This window comes from Chloroflexota bacterium, from assembly GCA_016887485.1.
GTDB lineage: Bacteria > Chloroflexota > Anaerolineae > Anaerolineales > Anaerolineaceae > Brevifilum.
Genome location: CP069394.1, coordinates 2,250,894 through 2,269,031, shown reverse-complemented (window position 1 = coordinate 2,269,031; position 18,138 = coordinate 2,250,894). Strand labels below are relative to the sequence as shown.

Here is an 18,138-nt window from a genome sequence, read left to right as displayed (position 1 = left end):
AACTGATTCCCGATGTTAATCCTGCTTCCCATTGGATTTCTGCTGGTGGCCGCCCTGGTCATCACCATTTTGGACCGCGTCCGCCCCAAATTCGGTACGGCCTGGTTGATCGCGACCGGCGCCAGTGTTTTCGCCTGGCTGACGGTCTTTATCTTCCGCCTAAGGCTGCCCACCACGCTGCCCATCCTTTCCTGGGAAGGCACCGACCTGGATCTGTTGGGTCGTTTTTCGCTGATTCTGGATTACCAATCCTGGCCCTATGTCCTGGCGCTGATCACCATCACCCTGGCCATTGTGCTGACCGGCGCAGCCCGCGCCCGTTATGACAGCACACCCCGCGCCTGGGCGGCCAGCATGACCATAACCGCCCTGGGATTGGTGGCCCTGCAAGCCGGGACCAGCCTGACGATGATGGCGGTCTGGGCGATTGCCGATCTTTTTGAATTGTTCTATCTTCTGCGTCTGGCAGAGACTCCTGAATTCAACTTCCGGATCATCGTCGCCTATGGCGTTCGGATGGCCTCCATTTTGATGCTCTTCCTGGCCACAATGATCGGCTGGCAATCCGTAGGATCATTCGATCTGACGGCAATCCCACAAAATGCAGCCATATTCTTCCTGATCGCGGCCGGCCTGAGGCTGGGCGTGCTTCCATTGAATATGCCCTTCCTGCACGAGCCGGTCCTGCGGCGCGGTGGTGGGAATATCCTGCGGCTGGCTCCAGTAGCATCCAGTCTGGTGCTCTTAGCCCGGCTGCCCGCGAATATCCTGCCTGAAAGTTTGAGCGGCTATTCCTGGATTTTCTTTGCGCTGCTGGCAATCTCCGCCCTTTACGCGGCTTTTCGGTGGCTTTCGGCCAAGGATGAAATCGAAGGACGACCATTCTGGATTGTGGCCCTGGCGTCACTGGCCACGGTATCGGTCCTGAACGGACAGCCCCAGGCCAGCCTGCCTTGGGGACTGGCACTGCTTCTGCCGGGCAGCCTGCTCTTCCTGTATTATCCCCGCGTCCAGCGGATGAACTTCTTGCTCTACTTTGGTCTGATCGGATTGATCGGCCTGCCCTACACGCCGCTTGCCAGCGGCTGGCTGGGGCTGGTGGGCAATGGCTTCAACCTCTGGACGGTCTTCTTCATCCTGGTGCACACGTTGATGGTTTTGGGGTATATCAACCGCATCCTGCAGCCAGGCGGTGAGGCTGGCGCGTTGGAATCCTGGTCACGGGTTGTCTACCCCTTAGGGCTGATTATCATCATCCAGGCAATCCTGACCCTGGACCTGATCGGATGGCCCGGCTCCCTCACAGTGGGCAGGTTGTGGCTCCCGCTCATCAGCTCCGTTCTGGCGCTCATCGCATTTATCCTGATCCGCCGGCTGGGCATTTCAGCGCCCTATCTGCAGCTTCCGGCCAGTAGCAAGCTGGCAGGTATCCTCGATTGGGTCTCCCCCCGAATTGAACCACTCTTCCGCCTGGAATGGCTCTATCGGCTCCTCTGGTCCATCTACAGCTTCATCGGGCGAATTCTCCAGATATTCTCCAAAATTCTGGAAGGCGAAGGCGGCATCCTCTGGACGCTCTTACTGCTCTTGCTGTTGATCTCAGCGTTTGCTGGCGGAGGCTACTTCTAAAATGCAAATCCTCTCCGTACTCGCTTTCGTGCTGATCGTCATCACCGCAATGAGCATCCTGGTCTTTCGGGATTGGCGAATTGTCTCCGTTGCGTTGGTTCTGCAATATCTGGGTGCTTTTACCCTGGTCACCCAATCCTGGCCGGTTGGGATGGCAGTGGTCAAACTGATCGTCGGCTGGATGGCAACCGCGGCCATTTCGCTGACCTATTTCCGGCGGGAGAATATACCTCTTTTCTCGGAAACGCCTTCCAGCTTCATCTTCCGCGGCCTGATTGGGCTGCTGGTCATCCTGACGATATTCATCGCCGCCCCCAAACTGCAAGCCAATATGTTCCCCGGATTGGATTTATTGGTTCTGCAAGGTGGGCTGATGCTGGTTGGCCTTGCACTGATGCAACTAGGAACAACCCAGGGCACTTTTCTGACGATCGTCAGCCTGTTGAGCCTGCTCTCCGGTTTTGAGATCATCTACGCCGGTCTTGAGCTTTCCACCCTGCTGACAGGGCTGTTGGCTATTGTCAATCTCGGCCTGTCGCTGGTGGGGGTCTACTTCATCGTCAAAATCAACGAGGAAGTTGCCATCGTTCAAAGCGAGGAGGATCAACAATGACGCTCAGCACCCCGATCCTCTGGGTCCTCCTGCCTTTCGGCATCGCGTTAGTGGCTCTTGCCGCTTATAACCGCAAGAAATTCAGCATCCTGCTGACCAGCATCACCGCCTTTGCGCTTTCTGTCATGGCCTATACATTCCCAGCATCAATGGAATTCGCCATTGGGCCGCTCAACCTGACCTTCACGGAAAGCCTGGGCATTCTGGGCCGTGAGATAACGCTCAGATATGAAATCCTGCCCTTCATCAGCATGATCTATTTCTTCACCGGCCTCTGGGCGCTGGGCAGCGGCATCAAGGGCGTCTCGAAGATCTTCCGTCCGACCAGCCTGGCCGTCACAGCCCTGCTAACAGCCGCTCTGGGCGTGCAGCCCTTCCTCTATGCCGCTCTGTTGATCGAAACGGCGGTCTTGTTCTCAATCCCAATGCTCTCCCCACTGGGAAAAGCCCCCCATCCAGGCATCCTGCGTTATCTGACGCTTCAGACTCTGGCTATGCCCTTTATACTGCTCGCGGGCTGGCTGCTTTCCGGCGTGGAAGCCCTCCCGCCTGAAAGCCCCCTGATCCTCCAATCCGCTCTGATCCTCTGGCTGGGCATCTCATTGTGGCTGGCGGTCTTCCCCTTCCACTCCTGGGTGCCAATGGTGTTTGAATCCAGCAACCCGCTGGTCACCAGCTTCCTGCAGTTCATGATCCCCTCCGTGGTGATGATTTTCAGCCTGAATTTCCTAAACCGCTATACTTTCTTACGGGAGGCCGAAGGGCTTTATCAAATACTGCAGGCCATCGGCATCATCATGATCGCCCTGGGTGGCGCTTGGACAGCCGTGCAAAAGAACCTGAAGCGCGCCTTTGGCTTTTCAACTCTGGTGGAGACAGGCTTCTCCCTCCTGGCAATCGGCCTGGCTAACGACGGTGGACTGACCTGGCTGATGGCATTAATGCCTGCCCGGGCCTTGAGCTATTGGCTTTGGGGATATATCCTGACCCTGATTGAAGATCACCTTGGTACCACCGACCTGGCAAAAATTGATGGGTTCGCCCGTCAATTCCCCATCCTCTCGATTGGCTTGTTATTGGCCCAATTAAGTGTGGCAGGGATGCCCCTCTTGGCGGAATTTCCGACCAAGCTCTCTTTGCTGTCGGCGGCCTTCAATAGCAGCCCGGTTTTAGGTATTTGGGGGTTCATCGGCGCCTTAGGGCTGTTCCTCTTCACCCTCCGCCTGTTAATTCACCTGGTGAAGCCTCTTCCCGAGGACGAACCCAGGCAGTGGCGGATATCAGAGCATCGGGATGAAATAATCCCGGTTGTAGGAATGGTCATTATCCTCATTATCATCGGGCTTTTCCCTCAGGCGCTTCTATCCAACATCCTCCAAACTTTGACAGCTTTTAGCCAATTGAAATAGAAAGTTAGGCTTTATTTCCAGGCGTCGTTGAAATAGGCGGACAATCCTGGAATAATATTTGCCCCTAATAATGCATAAATTACCATTTTTAGCACTTTCCCAACACTGACAACAGGAAGAAAAACGGAGAGTTTCATTTTTGAAGCACCAGCCAATACACCAGCAAGATCAAAAATTGGAATGGGCAGGAAGGCTAACACAAAGACTGTCAGTACAGCGTGTTTGGAAAACCATTTCTGCACTTTAAGCCCGATAGCTGTCGATTCAACCAACCTATGCCCCGAAAGACCCCCAAAATAGCCGACTAACTCACCACAAGCCGCCCCTAAACCGCCCACTAAGGCAACCCAAAGCGGAGAGTAAATACTGGCAAAGGCAAAAACGATAGCTGAGCTGGGAGCTGGTAGAAAAACCGTGGCATTTGCTGCTAAACAAGCAATAAAAATTCCTGAATAACCAAAAGTGGCAAGGCCTTTTATCTCATCACGATAAAGGGTTACCAACAGGGTAGCCCCCACCATAATTCCAATAGGCAATATAAGGTCTCGAAAAATTAATAACCGCTTTCGCTCCGCCATTTTACCGATAACCCCTATCCACCGCCCAGAATGGCCCCAATTGCTGCAAAGACAAGAATTAGTAAAAATAAACCGATGATTATTTGCACAACGAGATAGATCAGTCCTGCAAGCAAAGCCACAGCGAGTACAACACCAAGTGGGGCCAAAATACTAAATACATAATCCCATGTTCGGCCTTTTTTTCCACCCACCGACGTATTGAAAACAAGTCCAACAACCGGCCCAAGCAAAGCACCAACCACTCCTATGCCCAATGTATAATCTGGGTACCAGAAGATATTCGTGGCAAATCCACCGATTGCAGCATAAAGAAAAAAATTGATCAAAGAAACCTTTATCAGGAATTTCTTCTTTTCTTCTGTAATTGAAGCTTTAAGTTTCTCAGCAATTGGGTTGACTTCACTGGTGTTACTAATTTCTTCTAATTTTTCAAAGGCTAACTGCCATTTCCCTTCACTCCGGAGCGTTTCAACTTCAGTGAGCCCAGGATAACGGGGCGTTGAAATGGTAAATGTATAATCGCCCTTCTTCAGATTCTCACTGTTAGAAGTTATCGTCGCTTTTGCGGAGTGCCGGCTTTCCCAGATCAAGGCAGAAGACTTAACATCAAGCAAAATTTCAATTGTGTTTCCAGCAGGCACAGAAAAATCATGGTTTCTGGGCGTCAACCATTTTTCTTTGCTATTTACATCAACAGTGCCAAAACAACACCCCCGACCGCCATTCTTAATGATTATTTTCGGTTGAGCTTGCTTTGATGAAGAGAAATCATACTTTGGAATGTCTCGCAGCTTTGTCTCTATTGAAATTCTTGGACCGACCAGCTTGGGGTTCAAACCCTTTAGGAAGTTCTCTAATCCAATGTCCTGATTACTTGCTTCTCGTGATTCTTCCACCAGGGCGACAAGATCATTTCGCCGGATATCAATGAACCATTGAATAAACTGTTTATTGTCATATAAATATGATTTAGCTTCATCCCAATGGCGGTCACAGAGAGGTACTAGCTCAATCGGATTTTGAGCTATGTCCCCGGAACGAAAACGAAAGGTTCTCGGTACCGTAGGTTCTTTAGGATTGTCCTGCACTTTTAATACTACAGATACCTTCGCAACCTGGTTACCGATTCCAAATAACAATATTTCTGCGTAATTACGCCCAGCAGTTAATCCGTCAGCATTAGCTACAAGTTCAATTTGGATCGGCAATTTCTCGGGGGGATTAAGTTTTGTAATTTTTCCAAATTTTAGCCACGAACATGAAGGAGGATCAAATTTCAGTTTCTCAGACTCGCCTACATAATCCAAAATAATTATGCTGCTCTTACCCTCCCCAGAAACCATAGTACCAAAATCAACAATTCTGGGCGAGACTTCAAAAACTTCAGATCGTTTACGCGATTGAGCCATAAATTGGGAATCATAAATCTTACGTTCAGCTGGATTTGATAGAATGCCATAAGCTTTATTGATGTTTTTTAACTTTTCCTCAAAATATTCCTTTTGGCGTGTATTGCTTGCATAGTCAGGATGAAAAACCATCGTCAGCTTACGATATTTTGCCTGAATTTCTTCTTGAGTCGCTTCAGGAGATACTTCTAAAATCTGATAAAAGTCCTTCTCAGTTTTACTCAATTTATTATTCCTCTGGAGAATTTAGTTGTAAATATTGGGACACATTCCCGTCGCTCAATTTATAGACATTTGAGACTGTATCAGAAACTTTAGCGGCCAAATCATTGAACATATCCAAAAGATCTGTAAAATCGGTATTCGCTGAGATTTGATACCACTTGCCACCATTTTTCTTGGCCATCGTTTTGTAATAATTAAGCGATGGCGAAACAACAAAAACCAAGAATTCATCCTCTGTGAGTAAGGAAGTCATTTCAGCCGCTGTGAATTTATCCTGGTGGGCCGGCTCATCTGTGATTAAAATCAATACTTTTACAGCATCCAACCGATAAGACATTTCTCTGGCTGCCTGAATGGCTTCCAAGGGAGATTCACCTTGATTTCCCCCACCATTAAATCGTGGAATACTGCGTAGGCTTTTCCGAGTAATATCAATATCTGACGTAAAGCCAGTCCGCTCAATTCTGTCATGTGGAACCCGTAAATCGCCAAAAGCGACCACAGCAATCCGATGATCCAAGTCCATTGACGCAAACTCATCTACGAAACGTTCACAGGTTGCCAGCAGACTTTCAATCTTTCTGGACATTGAACCCGTTGTATCAATCACAAAAACAAGGTCAATGGCAGGTTTAACCATCCGTTCAAGATCATCAAAATCAACAGCATTACTAAATTGATGAACAATACCTTTTTGTTCCCCGCCGCTAATTGAGATTTCAAACTCGTTGTTATTTTCCATCACTCAATTGCTCCTTTTGTCGTCGTAGTACAATTTTAGTCGATATTAAACTTTTTTTTATGACGCTACATTTATAAAACCTTAAAGTTTAAATCTATATTCATTAATTATCAAATATCCTATTGAACTTCAGAAAAGCATTTATCTACCGAACCATCAAATGCTTAAATTATGCGCTAAAACCAAAACAATGATTTATTGAGTATAATTTGGGTCACTAATTGACGAACAAACCCCATATTTTTCGGGTTTTTTATCACCCCAACGAGATAGGTGAACAGTATGGATGATACATTGGATTATGGAAAACTAAAAAAACAGATTGAATATCTGGACAGCGAACGCAACAATGACAAAACCATTATTGCCGCTCTCCAGAATAAACTTGAGAATCTGGATACTGAAAACACCGCTCTCCGCACCCGCCTGGCGGATATGGAAAGTGAAATTACCCGCCTGAACACCCTTATGGCCAAGCTGGAACAGTTTGAAATGGAAGTCTCCGGCCTGCGAACGGAGGCCACGAAACAGGCTGAGTCGCTCAAAGATTCACTTCACGACCAGTCCATGATCTCAGAGAGACACGGTCAGGAAATTGAAGGGATCAACCAGACCTTCATCAGTGTGCAGCGCCGTTTCCAGGAATTGGAACCCATTCAAAGCTCCCTGCAAAAGTCCCAGGAAGAAAACCAGCGGATCAATCGCACCCTTGAGGAACATAATACCCGCCTCAGTGAGGTTGAAGGGGTGGACGAGAATTACCGTCGCTCCATGCGGTTGATCGAAGAATCCCGCCGTCAGGATTCAAAGCGCCTGATGGACCTTCAGGGCGAAATGGCAGCCATCCGTCAGCGTCAGGATGAGACTCGCGGAAAGCAGGACCTTTCAGCGGATAACATGCGCAAGCTCGAAACCAGGATCAAGGACCTCTTGGAAGCTGAATCCGAGCGCCGGGAAGCTCAAAATGCCTTCATGGAAAAACTCAACTTGGGTCAGATTGAACGCGAACGGACTTTCAAGGAATGGGGCAGTCGTTTTGAGGCCATGGAAACAATCACCACGGCAATTGAAACGGAACTGACCAGTCTGGAAGACACCCACCGCTCTATCAAGCAATCCAAGAACGCCATGGACGAAATTACCCAGCGCTTTGAACGCCGGATCAACGAGATCACAGAAATCCAACGCCTCAATGAGGATCGCTTCCGCCAAGAATGGACCACTTTCAAATCTGATGACCAAAAACGATGGTCCAACTATATCCTCTCGCAGGAAGAGCAACACCGTGAAATGAACCGCAACCTGGAGAACCTTGGCACAAGGATCGACAATTTCGAAGACCGTCTGGAAACCCTGCAGGACAACCTGCAGCAGGTCGGTAAGGTGGATATCAAACGGATGATGGCTTCATTAAACTCCCTCCGGGATTCAATCGAAACGTATAACGCGATTTTCAAGGACTGAACCAGCAGACAGGATAAACCCCGTGCAAGTCATTGGCACCGCCGGACATGTTGACCACGGAAAATCTACTCTCATCAACCGGCTGACCGGGATCAACCCGGACCGTCTCAAGGTAGAACAGGACCGGGAGATGAGCATTGAGCTGGGCTTTGCCTGGTTCGAACTTCCCAACGGTGAAGACATCGGTATTGTTGATGTGCCCGGCCACCGGGATTTCATCGAGAACATGCTGGCCGGCATCGGCGGGATTGATGCTGCCCTGTTTGTGGTCGCGGCTGATGAGGGCGTGATGCCCCAAACCCGCGAACACCTTGCCATCCTTGACCTCCTCCAAATTCCCGCAGCCGTCGTCGCCCTCACCAAAATTGACCTGGTGCCGGATGCTGAATGGCTGGACCTGGTTGAAGCGGACCTGCAGGACACATTGAAGGGTACCGCCCTGGAAAATGCACCAATTGTGCGGGTCAGCGCTCGCAGTGGTGAAGGCCTGGATGCTCTGGTTCAAACATTGCAAGATGTGCTGGCAGCGCACCCCCACCGCCCTGACCTTGGACGACCCCGCCTGCCGATTGATCGGGTCTTCACCCTCCCCGGATTTGGCACAGTTGTTACCGGCACCCTGACCGACGGGCATCTCTCCGTTGGGGATTCCTTGGAGATCCTCCCGGAAGGAATAGAAGGGCGCATTCGGGGGCTCCAAACCCATAAACAAGCTGAAGAAAAGGCCCAACCCGGTAGCCGCACCGCTGTCAACATCTCCGGTGTGAGCGTGGATCAAATTCGCCGCGGAGATGTCATCATTCACCCCGGCACGTACCAGCCCACAACCATGATTGACGTTTGGGTTCGCCTTTTGAAGGATGCCAGCGCACCCCTCAAACACAACAGCGAAATGAAATTATTCCTCGGCGCGGCTGAGGTGATCGCCCGTGTCAGGTTATTGGGCACGCAGGAACTCAAGCCAGGCGAGGAAGGCTTCCTGCAATTGATGCTGGAACATCCGGTGGTGGCCTTGCGACAGGACCGGTTCATCCTGCGGCGGCCTTCACCAGCCGAAACCATCGGCGGCGGTCAGGTGGTGAACCCTCACCCCAAACGCCGTTATAGGCGCTTCAACGAGACCAAACTCGAAGAGTTGGCGCAGATGATGATGGGCACACCTGAAGAGATCCTGATGCAGTCCGCTCGCCAATCCGGTGCGATCAGTCAGGCAAAGTTGATTGAAATTGCCGGTCTTGAACCCGGACAGGCTCAGGCTGCCATTGATGGCCTATTGGAGAGCGGCGAGTTGATTGTCCTCACCGGGAAAAAACTGCTGGTCCCCACCGCTCAATTAGTCCAACTGCAAACCGATCTGCTGCGAACCCTGGCTAATTTTCACGAACAAAACCCACTGCAATTCGGGATGCCCCGAGAGCAGCTGCGCACCGAGAATAAGCTCTCTGCAGACCTATTTGACGCGATGGTGACCCGACTGGCTGCCAGCGGTGAAATCGTTGCCGAAAACGCCTTCGTCCGACTGGCAGAGCATACCGTAAAACTGACCGATGCCCAGCAAGCCAAAGTGAATTCCCTGATGAAGGCATTCGACGCCCAGCCTTACACCCCACCCTCGGTCAAAGAAAGCCAAGATATCACCGGGCAAGAACTGGTGACCGTGCTAGTCCAAACCGGACAGCTTGCCCAACTGGGAGAAGATGTCCTGCTTCAGCCGGCTGTACTGCAGGAAATGCAGGATGCCGTAATTGAGATCATCCAACAGAACGGCAGCGTCACCCTGGCCGAATTGCGCGACCGTTTCCAGACCAGCCGGAAGTATGCAGTTGCGGTGCTGGAAGATTTGGACGCCAGGGGAATCACAGTGCGCAAAGGTGATGGACGGGAATTGAAAAAGAAATCCTAATCCAGGACAACCATTAACCCTCGTATTTCAATAATCTTCTCCAAACTTTAATTTTCCAAATTTCCCCTTTAATATTTTCAAGATTAATCCGTATGATTCAAACCGCTCCAGATAACTAAAGTTCAATCTGCGGTAAAATTGAAAAACACTCACCAAATATCTCACTTGTGGAGGAGTCTTAAACTCATGCAATGGAAGATTTTACTCACGGATGGACTAGCTAAGATTTCAGATGATGCCCTGCTCGCCAAAGCTGAAATGGTGGATAAGAAAGGCATCTCAGCTGAAGAACTGCTGGAAGTTATCGGCGATTATGACGCTCTGATCGTCCGCGGCAGGACCAAGGTCACCGAAGAAGTACTCGCCGCTGGCAAGAAACTGAAAGTTGTCGGCCGGATGGGCGTTGGCGTGGATAATATTGACCTGCAGGCCGCCAAGAACCACGGCGTGGTCGTTGTCAATGCCCCAATAGCCACCACCGTCTCAGTCGCAGAACTGACCATGGGATTGATGCTGAGCCTGATCCGGGGCATTCCCAAAGCGGATGCCGGTATGAAAGCCGGACAATGGCTGAAGAAAGAACTGGTCGGTACCGAACTTTTCCAAAAGACCCTGGGCGTGATCGGCTATGGTCATATCGGCGAATCTGTCGGCAAACGTGCGATGGCTTTCGATATGAAAGTGCTCGCTTATGATCCCATCCGCCCTGCGGAGGACATCAAGGCTGCCGGGGCCACCCCCGTTGACCTGGATACCCTGTTTGCCGAAGCGGACTTGATCACTCTGCACATTCCCCATATTCCACCCACCCATTACATCCTCAACGCGGAAGCCTTCGCAAAGATGAAACCCGGTGTACGGATCATCTGTGCCGCCCGCGGCGGTGTGATCGAAGAAGCCGCCCTGTTGGATGCCCTCGAAAGTGGCAAGGTCGCCGGTGCCGCGCTCGATGTTTACGAGACTGAACCCCCTGGAGATTCCCCGCTTGCAAAGCACCCCCTGGTGGTCGGTACGCCCCATGTTGGCGCTCAGACCAAAGAAGCCCAACTTCGGGCAGGTCACGATATCCTCTCAGAGGTGATCGCCGGGCTGGATGAAGAACCCCTGCGCTGGCGGGTAGCCTGATTAACACGACAACCGCGCTCAATTAAACTAATTTACAAGGATAGCCAATGACTGAAAAATCAAAATACTCTGAAAAAATGCAGCAACTGGTTGACCTGGCCGCTGAAATGGAAGACCTCGGCCATATCACGGCCCTGATGGGATGGGACCAACAGGTCTACATGCCCCGCGGCGGCTCTGAAGAACGCGGCCAGCAATCCTCGCTGATCGGCCGGCTCATGCACGAGAAATTCACCTCCGATGAGGTGGGTAAGCTGCTCGCCGATCTGGAAGCCGAAGTAGGTGACCTGACTGCTGATACCGACGAAGCCCGTTCGGTCAAAGTGTTCAAGAAAGCCTACGAAAAGCAAACCAAGGTTCCGCTGCCCCTGCTGATGGAATTTATCAAAGTGACCACCGGCGCGCACGAAGCCTGGGTGGAAGCCCGAACCAAATCCGACTTCACCCTCTTCCAGCCCTATCTACAAAAGATCGTTGATCTGCGCATCGAATATGCCAAGCTCTTCCAGCCCTATGACAACATCTACGATGCCCTGCTGGACGATTTTGAGCCAGGCATGAAGACCGCAGATGTCAAGGAAATCTTCAACAAATTGCGCCCCCAACAGGTGGAACTTCTCAAGGCAATCGCCGAAAAGGAACCCCCCGATAATTCCTTCATCAAGCAGGATTATAAGGCAGAATATCAGGCACTCCTCGGCCGCCATGTGATCACCCGCTTTGGTTATGACTGGAATCGGGGCCGTCTGGACACCACAGCCCACCCCTTCACCACCGGATTCGGTCAGGGCGATGTGCGCATCACCACCCGCTATCTGGATGACGACGGTGGATCGGCCCTCTTCAGCACAATGCACGAAGCCGGGCATGCCATGTATGAGCAAGGCGTCTCCGGCAAATACAACCGGCACCCCCTCAGCGGGCCAGCCTCACTTGCTATCCATGAATCCCAATCCCGTCTGTGGGAAAACCTGGTCGGCCGCAGCAAAGAATTCTGGACCTACTTCTACCCGAGTGCCCAGATGCTCTTCCCTGAGATTCTCGGTAATGTCTCAATGAACGACTTCTATCGCGGCATCAACAAGGTGGAACCTTCAATGGTCCGGGTCGAAGCTGACGAAGCAACCTACAACATGCATGTTATGCTGCGTCTCGAAATTGAAATGGGCCTGATGGAAGGCACCATCCAGGTCGCCGACCTGCCTGATATTTGGAACGCCAAGATGCAGGACTATCTCGGTATCACTCCGAAGAATGATGGTGAAGGCGTCCTGCAGGACGTGCACTGGTCCGGTGGGATGATCGGCTACTTCCCAACCTATGCCCTTGGTAACCTGGCTTCCGTTCAGCTTTGGGATAAGATGCTGGAAGAAAACCCCAACATCCCGGATGAGATCGCTCAGGGTAAATTCGATACCATCCTAGGTTGGATGCGGGAACACATCCATCAATACGGCTCGAAGTATGAACCGCAGGAATTGATGGTCATGGCGACCGGCAGCAAGATCACCCCGGAACCCTATATTAACTACCTCAAGACCAAGTACGGCGAGATCTACGATCTCTAACCGGCCTCGATTGTTTAACCACAGAGGCGACCTCATGGGTCGCCTCTGTTCTTGATTTTAGCCCCTATCCTTTACTGTGATTAAACCATCGCTCTGTATAATAACCTCATGCTCTTGAAACATCGTAGCACATTTGCCCTCCTAATCATCCTCAGTTTGTCCCTGCTTCTACCGCGGGCGTCATTCGCCGCGCCCTCTCCCTCCATGACCATCCTCTCCCCGGGTGAAGGTTCCACCGTTGCATCACCGATCCTGGTCTCTGCTGTCGTTCGGCCTGGGGCAGATAACCTGCTCAGGATCACACTGACCGATAATTTTGATCGCGTCCTCTCGAGGCAACTGATCCGGGTGGATGCCGTCAATGGTGAAGAAATCAATCTGGACTCCCAAATCCTGTTCGAAATCCCCTATCCAGGGCTGGAAGGGTTGCTGACCCTCGCCACCCAGGATGAATATCACCGCCCATTAGCCGAACGCTCCGTGCTGGTTGTTCTGGATGACAGCGGCGAGGTTCAGGTGCAGCCCAACCCAGTATCGGGTCAGTGGCTGGAAATCAGCTCGCCGGAACCCAACGCCTCCATCAGCGGCGGCCAGTTCGTCGTTCAGGGCACCCTCACACCAGTCACCGATCGACCGGTCACCTTTGAATTGATCTCTGACAGTGGCGGCCAGATCGGCTCCGCCCAACTCGCCGTTGATCAACCCGGCGAAACCATCGCCTTTGAGATCACCATCAACTATGGCTTCATCAGCACGGTCCGTGATGTGCGCCTTATCATCCGGCAGACGATGGATAGCCATACAGCCAATATCGTTCTGGACAGCCTCCCGCTCACCCTGGCGCCCTGATCTTTCACCCAAAAACCCATCTTCCAATCAAAAATAGATCATTTGCTCTCCCGGACTACCCTTATAATAGGGGATAAATCAACACACATCTAGCCTCGAACCTTATAAGGGAACCAGCATGAATAAATACGTAGCCTCCATTGACCAGGGGACAACCAGTACGCGGTGTATCTTATTCAACCACAGCGGCGAAATTGTCAGCACCCACCAATTGGAACATGAACAGATCTTTCCCAAACCGGGCTGGGTGGAACATAACCCGATTGAGATCTGGGATCGCTGTCATGACGTCATCCAGGGTGCGATGACCAAAGCCAACGCCAAAGCCTGCGATATTGCAGCGGTGGGCGTCACCAACCAAAGAGAAACCACCATTGTCTGGGATCGGGAAACCGGCCAACCCTACTACAACGCGATTGTCTGGCAGGATACCCGAACCAGTAAAATCTGTGCGGAATTTGCCGGAGCGATCGGTAATAACCGCTTTCAGGAGCGGGTGGGGCTGCCGCTGGCAACCTATTTCTCCGGGCCAAAAATCCGCTGGATCCTGGATAATGTTGAGGGCGTTCGTGAAGCAGCGGAGCAGGGCAGAGCAATCTTCGGCAATATCGACACCTGGGTCATCTGGAACCTGACCGGTGGTGTGGATGGCGGCCTGCACATCACCGATGTGACCAACGCCAGCCGAACGATGCTCATGGATCTCAAAACTTTGCGCTGGGATGAGGAAATTTGTCAGATCATGGGCATCCCGATGCAAATGCTCCCGGAAATTCGGCCATCATCTCAAATTTATGGCATGACCAAAGAGAACGGCCCCTTTGGCGGTGCGATCCCGGTGTCCGGCGATTTGGGCGATCAGCAGGCCGCAACAGTTGGACAGACCTGCTTTAATCCTGGTGAGGCTAAAAACACTTACGGTACCGGCTGTTTCACGATCCTCAACACCGGTGATGAGTTGGTTTTCTCCAAGAACGGCTTATTAACAACCCTTTGCTACCATTTTGAGGGCGAGAAACCCGTCTATGCCCTGGAAGGTTCCATTGCGATCACCGGGGCGCTTGTTCAGTGGCTGCGTGACAACCTTGGCCTGATCCAAAAATCCTCCGATGTGGAAACACTGGCGAAAACCGTTGAGGACAACGGTGGAATCTACTTTGTGCCCGCCTTTTCCGGCCTTTTCGCCCCCTATTGGCGCTCCGATGCCCGCGGCGCCATCGTTGGCATGACCCGCTTCGTCAATCGGGGGCATATTGCCCGGGCCACGCTGGAAGCAACTGCTTTCCAGACCCGGGAAGTGCTCGATGTGATGAAAATTGACTCTGGAGTGGATCTGACCATCCTCAAAGTGGATGGCGGAATGGTGGCCAACGACCTGCTGATGCAGATCCAGGCGGATGTGCTTAAGGTACCGGTCATCCGGCCCAAAGTCGCCGAAACCACGGCCCTTGGCGCGGCCTACGCCGCAGGGTTGGCCGTGAAATTCTGGAAGAACAAAGACGAGATGCGCGCCAACTGGATCAAGGACAAAACCTGGGAACCTGACCCCAAAAGCCCCCTGTTTGATGCCAAATATCGGGAATGGAAGAAGGCCGTCAGCCGGACTTTCAATTGGGTGGAAGGTGAATAACTTCAACCTGCACCGGGACATTAAGACTTATGACATTCAGGATGAGGACAAAAGCCCATTTATTTCTACTGCCCTGACCGGATAATCAATAGAGAAAAACTGTGAGCCATTCGACCCAGGCAATCACAGGTATAATATTTTGTTGCCTATATGGTAATAATTTTCACGACGGAGGCTTGGATGGCTCAATCTTACGACGTCATCATCATTGGTGCGGGAATTGTCGGCAGCATGGTGGCACGTTTTCTATCCAAATATAAACTTGATATCTTGTTGATCGACAAAGACAGCGATGTGGGCATGGGCACCAGCTCTGCCAACTCCGCGGCCGTTCATGCCGGTTATGACGCCTTGCCTGGTTCTAATAAAGCGCTCACAAACGTCATGGGAGTTGAGATGTGGCCCCAGGTCTCCGAGGAGCTCGGAATCCCCTACGAACGCTGTGGCGATTATGTGGTCGCCGTCAGTGATGAAGACATGACGATGCTGAATATCCTGCTGGAACGCGGTAAGGAAAACGGCGTCCCAGGTTTGGAAATCATCTCCGGTGAAGAAATGCGCCGTCGTGAACCCCTCATCCGGCCGGATGCCATTGGCGCCCTCTGGGCACCCACCGGCGGGATCAGCGACCCCCTCACAGCCACCGTAGCTGTGGCCGAGAACGCGGTGATGAACGGCGTTACAGTGATGCTCAACACAGCCTTTGAAGATTTCCTGATGGACGGGAACACCATCACCGGCATCCGCACCAACCAGGGCGACTTTGAAAGCCGCTGGGTGGTCAATGCCGCCGGGCTGTATGCCGATGAGGTGATGCACAAAGCCGGCGTCAGGCCCGATTTCGTGATCCATCCTCGCCGGGGTGAATATCTGATCCTCGATAAAGTTGAATTCCAGTTAACACAAAACACGATCCTCTTCCCCGCCCCTTCCAACAAAGGCAAGGGCATTTTGGTGGCCTCCACCCTGCACGGCAATGTGATCATTGGCCCCAATGCCAACTTCGTTGAAGATAAGACCGATAAGGACATGACCCGCGAAGGTGTCGAGGAGATCTGGTCCGGTGGGAAGAAACTGGTTCCCAGCGTGAACCGCAAGCACATCATCGCTGAATTCGCCGGGCTGCGGGCCACGGGCAATGCCCCCTCGCCCAACCCGGAAATTGATTACAACCAGGACTTCATCATCGAGATCCCGGAGGAAGTCAAAGGCCTGGTGAACCTGGGTGGGATCGAATCCCCCGGTTTCACCGCCTCCCCCGCGATCGCCATCAAGGTGATCGAGCTGCTCAAGGCGGCTGGCGAAGACCTAATCGAGAAACCGGATTGGAACCCCATTCGTGAGGCCCCGCCGGTCTTCCGGCACATGGATAAACACCAGCAGGCGGATTTGATTGCCAAAGAACCCGCCTATGGGCGGATCGTCTGCCGCTGTGAGATGGTCACCGAAGGCGAAATCCTGGCCGCCATCCATTCCCCGATTCCCGCCACAACCTATGACGCCATCAAACGGCGCACCTGGCTGGGAACCGGACGCTGTCAGGGTGGTTTCGACATGCCCCGTGTTGTCCATATCCTCTCTGAAGAGCTGGGGATCGCCCCGGAAGAGGTCACCAAGAAAGGCGATGGCTCACCGCTGCTCTACCGGCGCACCAAAGACGTCCAACAGGATCACATCGTCGTGGAGGACCTGATATGAAAACCAACTATGATGTCATCGTCATCGGTAGTGGTCCCGGCGGTCTGGCGGCCGCCATCGCAGCCAAAGAAAACGGCGCGGATGATGTCCTGATCATCGAACGGGACGTCGAATTGGGCGGCATTCTACTGCAATGCATCCACAACGGCTTCGGGCTGCAGCTCTTCAATGAAGATATGCCCGGCCCAACCTACGCCCAATATTACATTGATAAAGTTAAAGCCCACGGGGTGGAAACCCTGATGGATACAATGGTGCTGGATATCTCCCCCCAACGGGAAATCTTCGCCATCAACAAAGACCTGGGCTATCTGGACCTTCAGGCCAAAGCGATCGTCCTGGCAATGGGCTGCCGGGAACGCACCCGGGCCCAGATCATGCTGCCGGGGGCCCGCCCCGCCGGGGTCTACACCGCCGGTACCGCCCAGCGCTTCGTTAACGTGGAAGGGCACATGCCGGGCAATAAGTTCGTGATCCTCGGCTCCGGCGATATCGGCATGATTATGGCCCGCCGCCTGACGATTGAAGGCGCACAGGTGGAACGCGTGTTGGAAATCATGCCCTACCTTACCGGCCTGACCCGCAACTACGTCCAGTGTCTGCTGGATTACGGCATCACTCTCCAAAAACACCGCACAGTCAACCGAATCATCGGCCGTGACCGAGTGGAAGCGATTGAGGCCGTCACGGTGGATGAAAAGTGGCAGCCCGTCCCAGGCACCAAGGAGATCATCCCCTGCGACACCCTTCTGCTCTCGGTCGGCCTGATCCCCGAGAACGAGCTATCCAAGAAGGCCGGTGTGCTGCTGGACCCGATCACCAATGGTCCCTATGTGGATGACCGATTTATGACCAATGTGCCCGGCATCTTTGCAGCGGGGAATGTTGTGCAGGTCTATGATCTGGTGGACTGGGTGACCGAAGCCGGTTCAACTGCCGGCAAAGGCGCGGCGCAGTTTGCCCTGGCCGAAAAGCTGGAAACCGGTGAGGAAATTCCACTCAAAGCGGGTGAAAACATCCGCTATGTGGTACCCCACAAGCTTGATAAGAACCACCTGGCAGAAGAACAGGTCCGCCTGCAGATGCGTGCCATCACCCCGATGGAAGAACGCGTCCTGGTGACCGTGGAAGACCAGAACGGTGAAGTGGTCACCAAGAAAGGCGAGCCCTATGCCCGCCCCGGTGAGATCATCACCCTGGCGATCCAACCAAAGGCTTATGAAGCCGTTCAAAGAGCAACCTCGCTAACCGTCAACGTTCGCAAACGTTGAGCCGGGTTTTATTTGTAGATCA

At 52.4% G+C, this 18,138-nt stretch carries 14 protein-coding genes; 11 read left to right on the top strand and 3 right to left on the bottom strand.

Annotation, left to right across the window (positions count from 1 at the left end):
* Nucleotides 1–12 precede the first annotated feature (12 nt).
* From JR338_10340 to JR338_10330, 3 genes are read left to right on the top strand one after another with little or no spacing between them, the layout of a single operon-like run.
* Complete coding sequence (locus JR338_10340; protein QRN82807.1) at nt 13–1,629, top strand: hypothetical protein; 1,617 nt, start codon at nt 13–15, stop codon at nt 1,627–1,629.
* A gap of 1 nt (nt 1,630) precedes the next feature.
* Nucleotides 1,631–2,242 (top strand): hypothetical protein, encoded by a 612-nt coding sequence (locus JR338_10335; protein QRN82806.1) that lies wholly within the window; start codon nt 1,631–1,633, stop codon nt 2,240–2,242.
* The gene (locus JR338_10330) at nt 2,239–3,651 is read left to right on the top strand and encodes a hypothetical protein (protein QRN82805.1); all 1,413 of its coding nucleotides are present in this window, start codon (nt 2,239–2,241) and stop codon (nt 3,649–3,651) included. The genes JR338_10335 and JR338_10330 overlap by 4 nt, the downstream gene beginning before the upstream one ends.
* An 11-nt stretch (nt 3,652–3,662) precedes the next feature.
* Here JR338_10330 and JR338_10325 read toward each other — a convergent pair whose 3' ends face one another.
* Genes JR338_10325 through JR338_10315 form a run of 3 tightly spaced genes read right to left on the bottom strand, consistent with a single transcriptional unit; the run spans nt 3,663 to nt 6,608 of the window.
* On the bottom strand, nt 3,663–4,229 hold the full coding sequence (locus tag JR338_10325; protein ID QRN82804.1) for a VTT domain-containing protein: 567 nt from the start codon (nt 4,227–4,229) through the stop codon (nt 3,663–3,665).
* A 14-nt stretch (nt 4,230–4,243) separates the two neighbouring features.
* Nucleotides 4,244–5,866 (bottom strand): DnaJ domain-containing protein, encoded by a 1,623-nt coding sequence (locus JR338_10320; protein ID QRN82803.1) that lies wholly within the window; start codon nt 5,864–5,866, stop codon nt 4,244–4,246.
* 4 nt (nt 5,867–5,870) lie between these two features.
* On the bottom strand, nt 5,871–6,608 hold the full coding sequence (locus JR338_10315; GenBank protein QRN82802.1) for a VWA domain-containing protein: 738 nt from the start codon (nt 6,606–6,608) through the stop codon (nt 5,871–5,873).
* Between the two features lie 282 nt (nt 6,609–6,890).
* Between JR338_10315 and JR338_10310 the strand changes: the two genes are divergently transcribed.
* From JR338_10310 to JR338_10275, 8 genes are all read left to right on the top strand, one after another.
* Nucleotides 6,891–8,072 (top strand): hypothetical protein, encoded by a 1,182-nt coding sequence (locus JR338_10310; GenBank protein QRN82801.1) that lies wholly within the window; start codon nt 6,891–6,893, stop codon nt 8,070–8,072.
* 22 nt (nt 8,073–8,094) lie between these two features.
* A complete protein-coding gene (gene selB, locus JR338_10305; GenBank protein ID QRN82800.1) occupies nt 8,095–9,975 on the top strand; it encodes a selenocysteine-specific translation elongation factor in 1,881 nt (626 codons plus the stop codon).
* Nucleotides 9,976–10,161: 186 nt separating this feature from the next.
* The gene (locus tag JR338_10300) at nt 10,162–11,100 is read left to right on the top strand and encodes a hypothetical protein (GenBank protein ID QRN82799.1); all 939 of its coding nucleotides are present in this window, start codon (nt 10,162–10,164) and stop codon (nt 11,098–11,100) included.
* Nucleotides 11,101–11,147: 47 nt separating this feature from the next.
* Nucleotides 11,148–12,668, top strand: coding sequence for a carboxypeptidase M32 (locus JR338_10295; protein QRN82798.1), 1,521 nt, complete (start codon nt 11,148–11,150; stop codon nt 12,666–12,668).
* Nucleotides 12,669–12,776: 108 nt separating this feature from the next.
* Nucleotides 12,777–13,517, top strand: coding sequence for a hypothetical protein (locus JR338_10290; protein QRN82797.1), 741 nt, complete (start codon nt 12,777–12,779; stop codon nt 13,515–13,517).
* A 118-nt stretch (nt 13,518–13,635) separates the two neighbouring features.
* A complete protein-coding gene (gene glpK, locus JR338_10285; protein ID QRN82796.1) occupies nt 13,636–15,147 on the top strand; it encodes a glycerol kinase GlpK in 1,512 nt (503 codons plus the stop codon).
* Nucleotides 15,148–15,327: 180 nt separating this feature from the next.
* Entirely contained in the window at nt 15,328–16,845 is a 1,518-nt protein-coding gene (locus JR338_10280; GenBank protein ID QRN82795.1) for an NAD(P)/FAD-dependent oxidoreductase, read from the top strand.
* On the top strand, nt 16,842–18,116 hold the full coding sequence (locus JR338_10275; protein QRN82794.1) for an FAD-dependent oxidoreductase: 1,275 nt from the start codon (nt 16,842–16,844) through the stop codon (nt 18,114–18,116). The genes JR338_10280 and JR338_10275 overlap by 4 nt, the downstream gene beginning before the upstream one ends.
* The last annotated feature ends 22 nt before the right edge of the window (nt 18,117–18,138 follow it).

What these genes read in the sequence shown, in the direction of transcription:
- JR338_10315 (QRN82802.1), bottom strand. Translation starts at nt 6,608, where the DNA reads ATGGAAAATAACAACGAGTTTGAAATCTCAATTAGCGGCGGGGAACAA.
- JR338_10295 (QRN82798.1), top strand. Translation starts at nt 11,148, where the DNA reads ATGACTGAAAAATCAAAATACTCTGAAAAAATGCAGCAACTGGTTGAC.
- JR338_10335 (QRN82806.1), top strand. Translation starts at nt 1,631, where the DNA reads ATGCAAATCCTCTCCGTACTCGCTTTCGTGCTGATCGTCATCACCGCA.
- JR338_10330 (QRN82805.1), top strand. Translation starts at nt 2,239, where the DNA reads ATGACGCTCAGCACCCCGATCCTCTGGGTCCTCCTGCCTTTCGGCATC.
- JR338_10280 (QRN82795.1), top strand. Translation starts at nt 15,328, where the DNA reads ATGGCTCAATCTTACGACGTCATCATCATTGGTGCGGGAATTGTCGGC.
- JR338_10290 (QRN82797.1), top strand. Translation starts at nt 12,777, where the DNA reads ATGCTCTTGAAACATCGTAGCACATTTGCCCTCCTAATCATCCTCAGT.
- JR338_10300 (QRN82799.1), top strand. Translation starts at nt 10,162, where the DNA reads ATGCAATGGAAGATTTTACTCACGGATGGACTAGCTAAGATTTCAGAT.
- glpK (QRN82796.1), top strand. Translation starts at nt 13,636, where the DNA reads ATGAATAAATACGTAGCCTCCATTGACCAGGGGACAACCAGTACGCGG.
- JR338_10325 (QRN82804.1), bottom strand. Translation starts at nt 4,229, where the DNA reads ATGGCGGAGCGAAAGCGGTTATTAATTTTTCGAGACCTTATATTGCCT.
- JR338_10275 (QRN82794.1), top strand. Translation starts at nt 16,842, where the DNA reads ATGAAAACCAACTATGATGTCATCGTCATCGGTAGTGGTCCCGGCGGT.
- JR338_10310 (QRN82801.1), top strand. Translation starts at nt 6,891, where the DNA reads ATGGATGATACATTGGATTATGGAAAACTAAAAAAACAGATTGAATAT.
- JR338_10340 (QRN82807.1), top strand. Translation starts at nt 13, where the DNA reads ATGTTAATCCTGCTTCCCATTGGATTTCTGCTGGTGGCCGCCCTGGTC.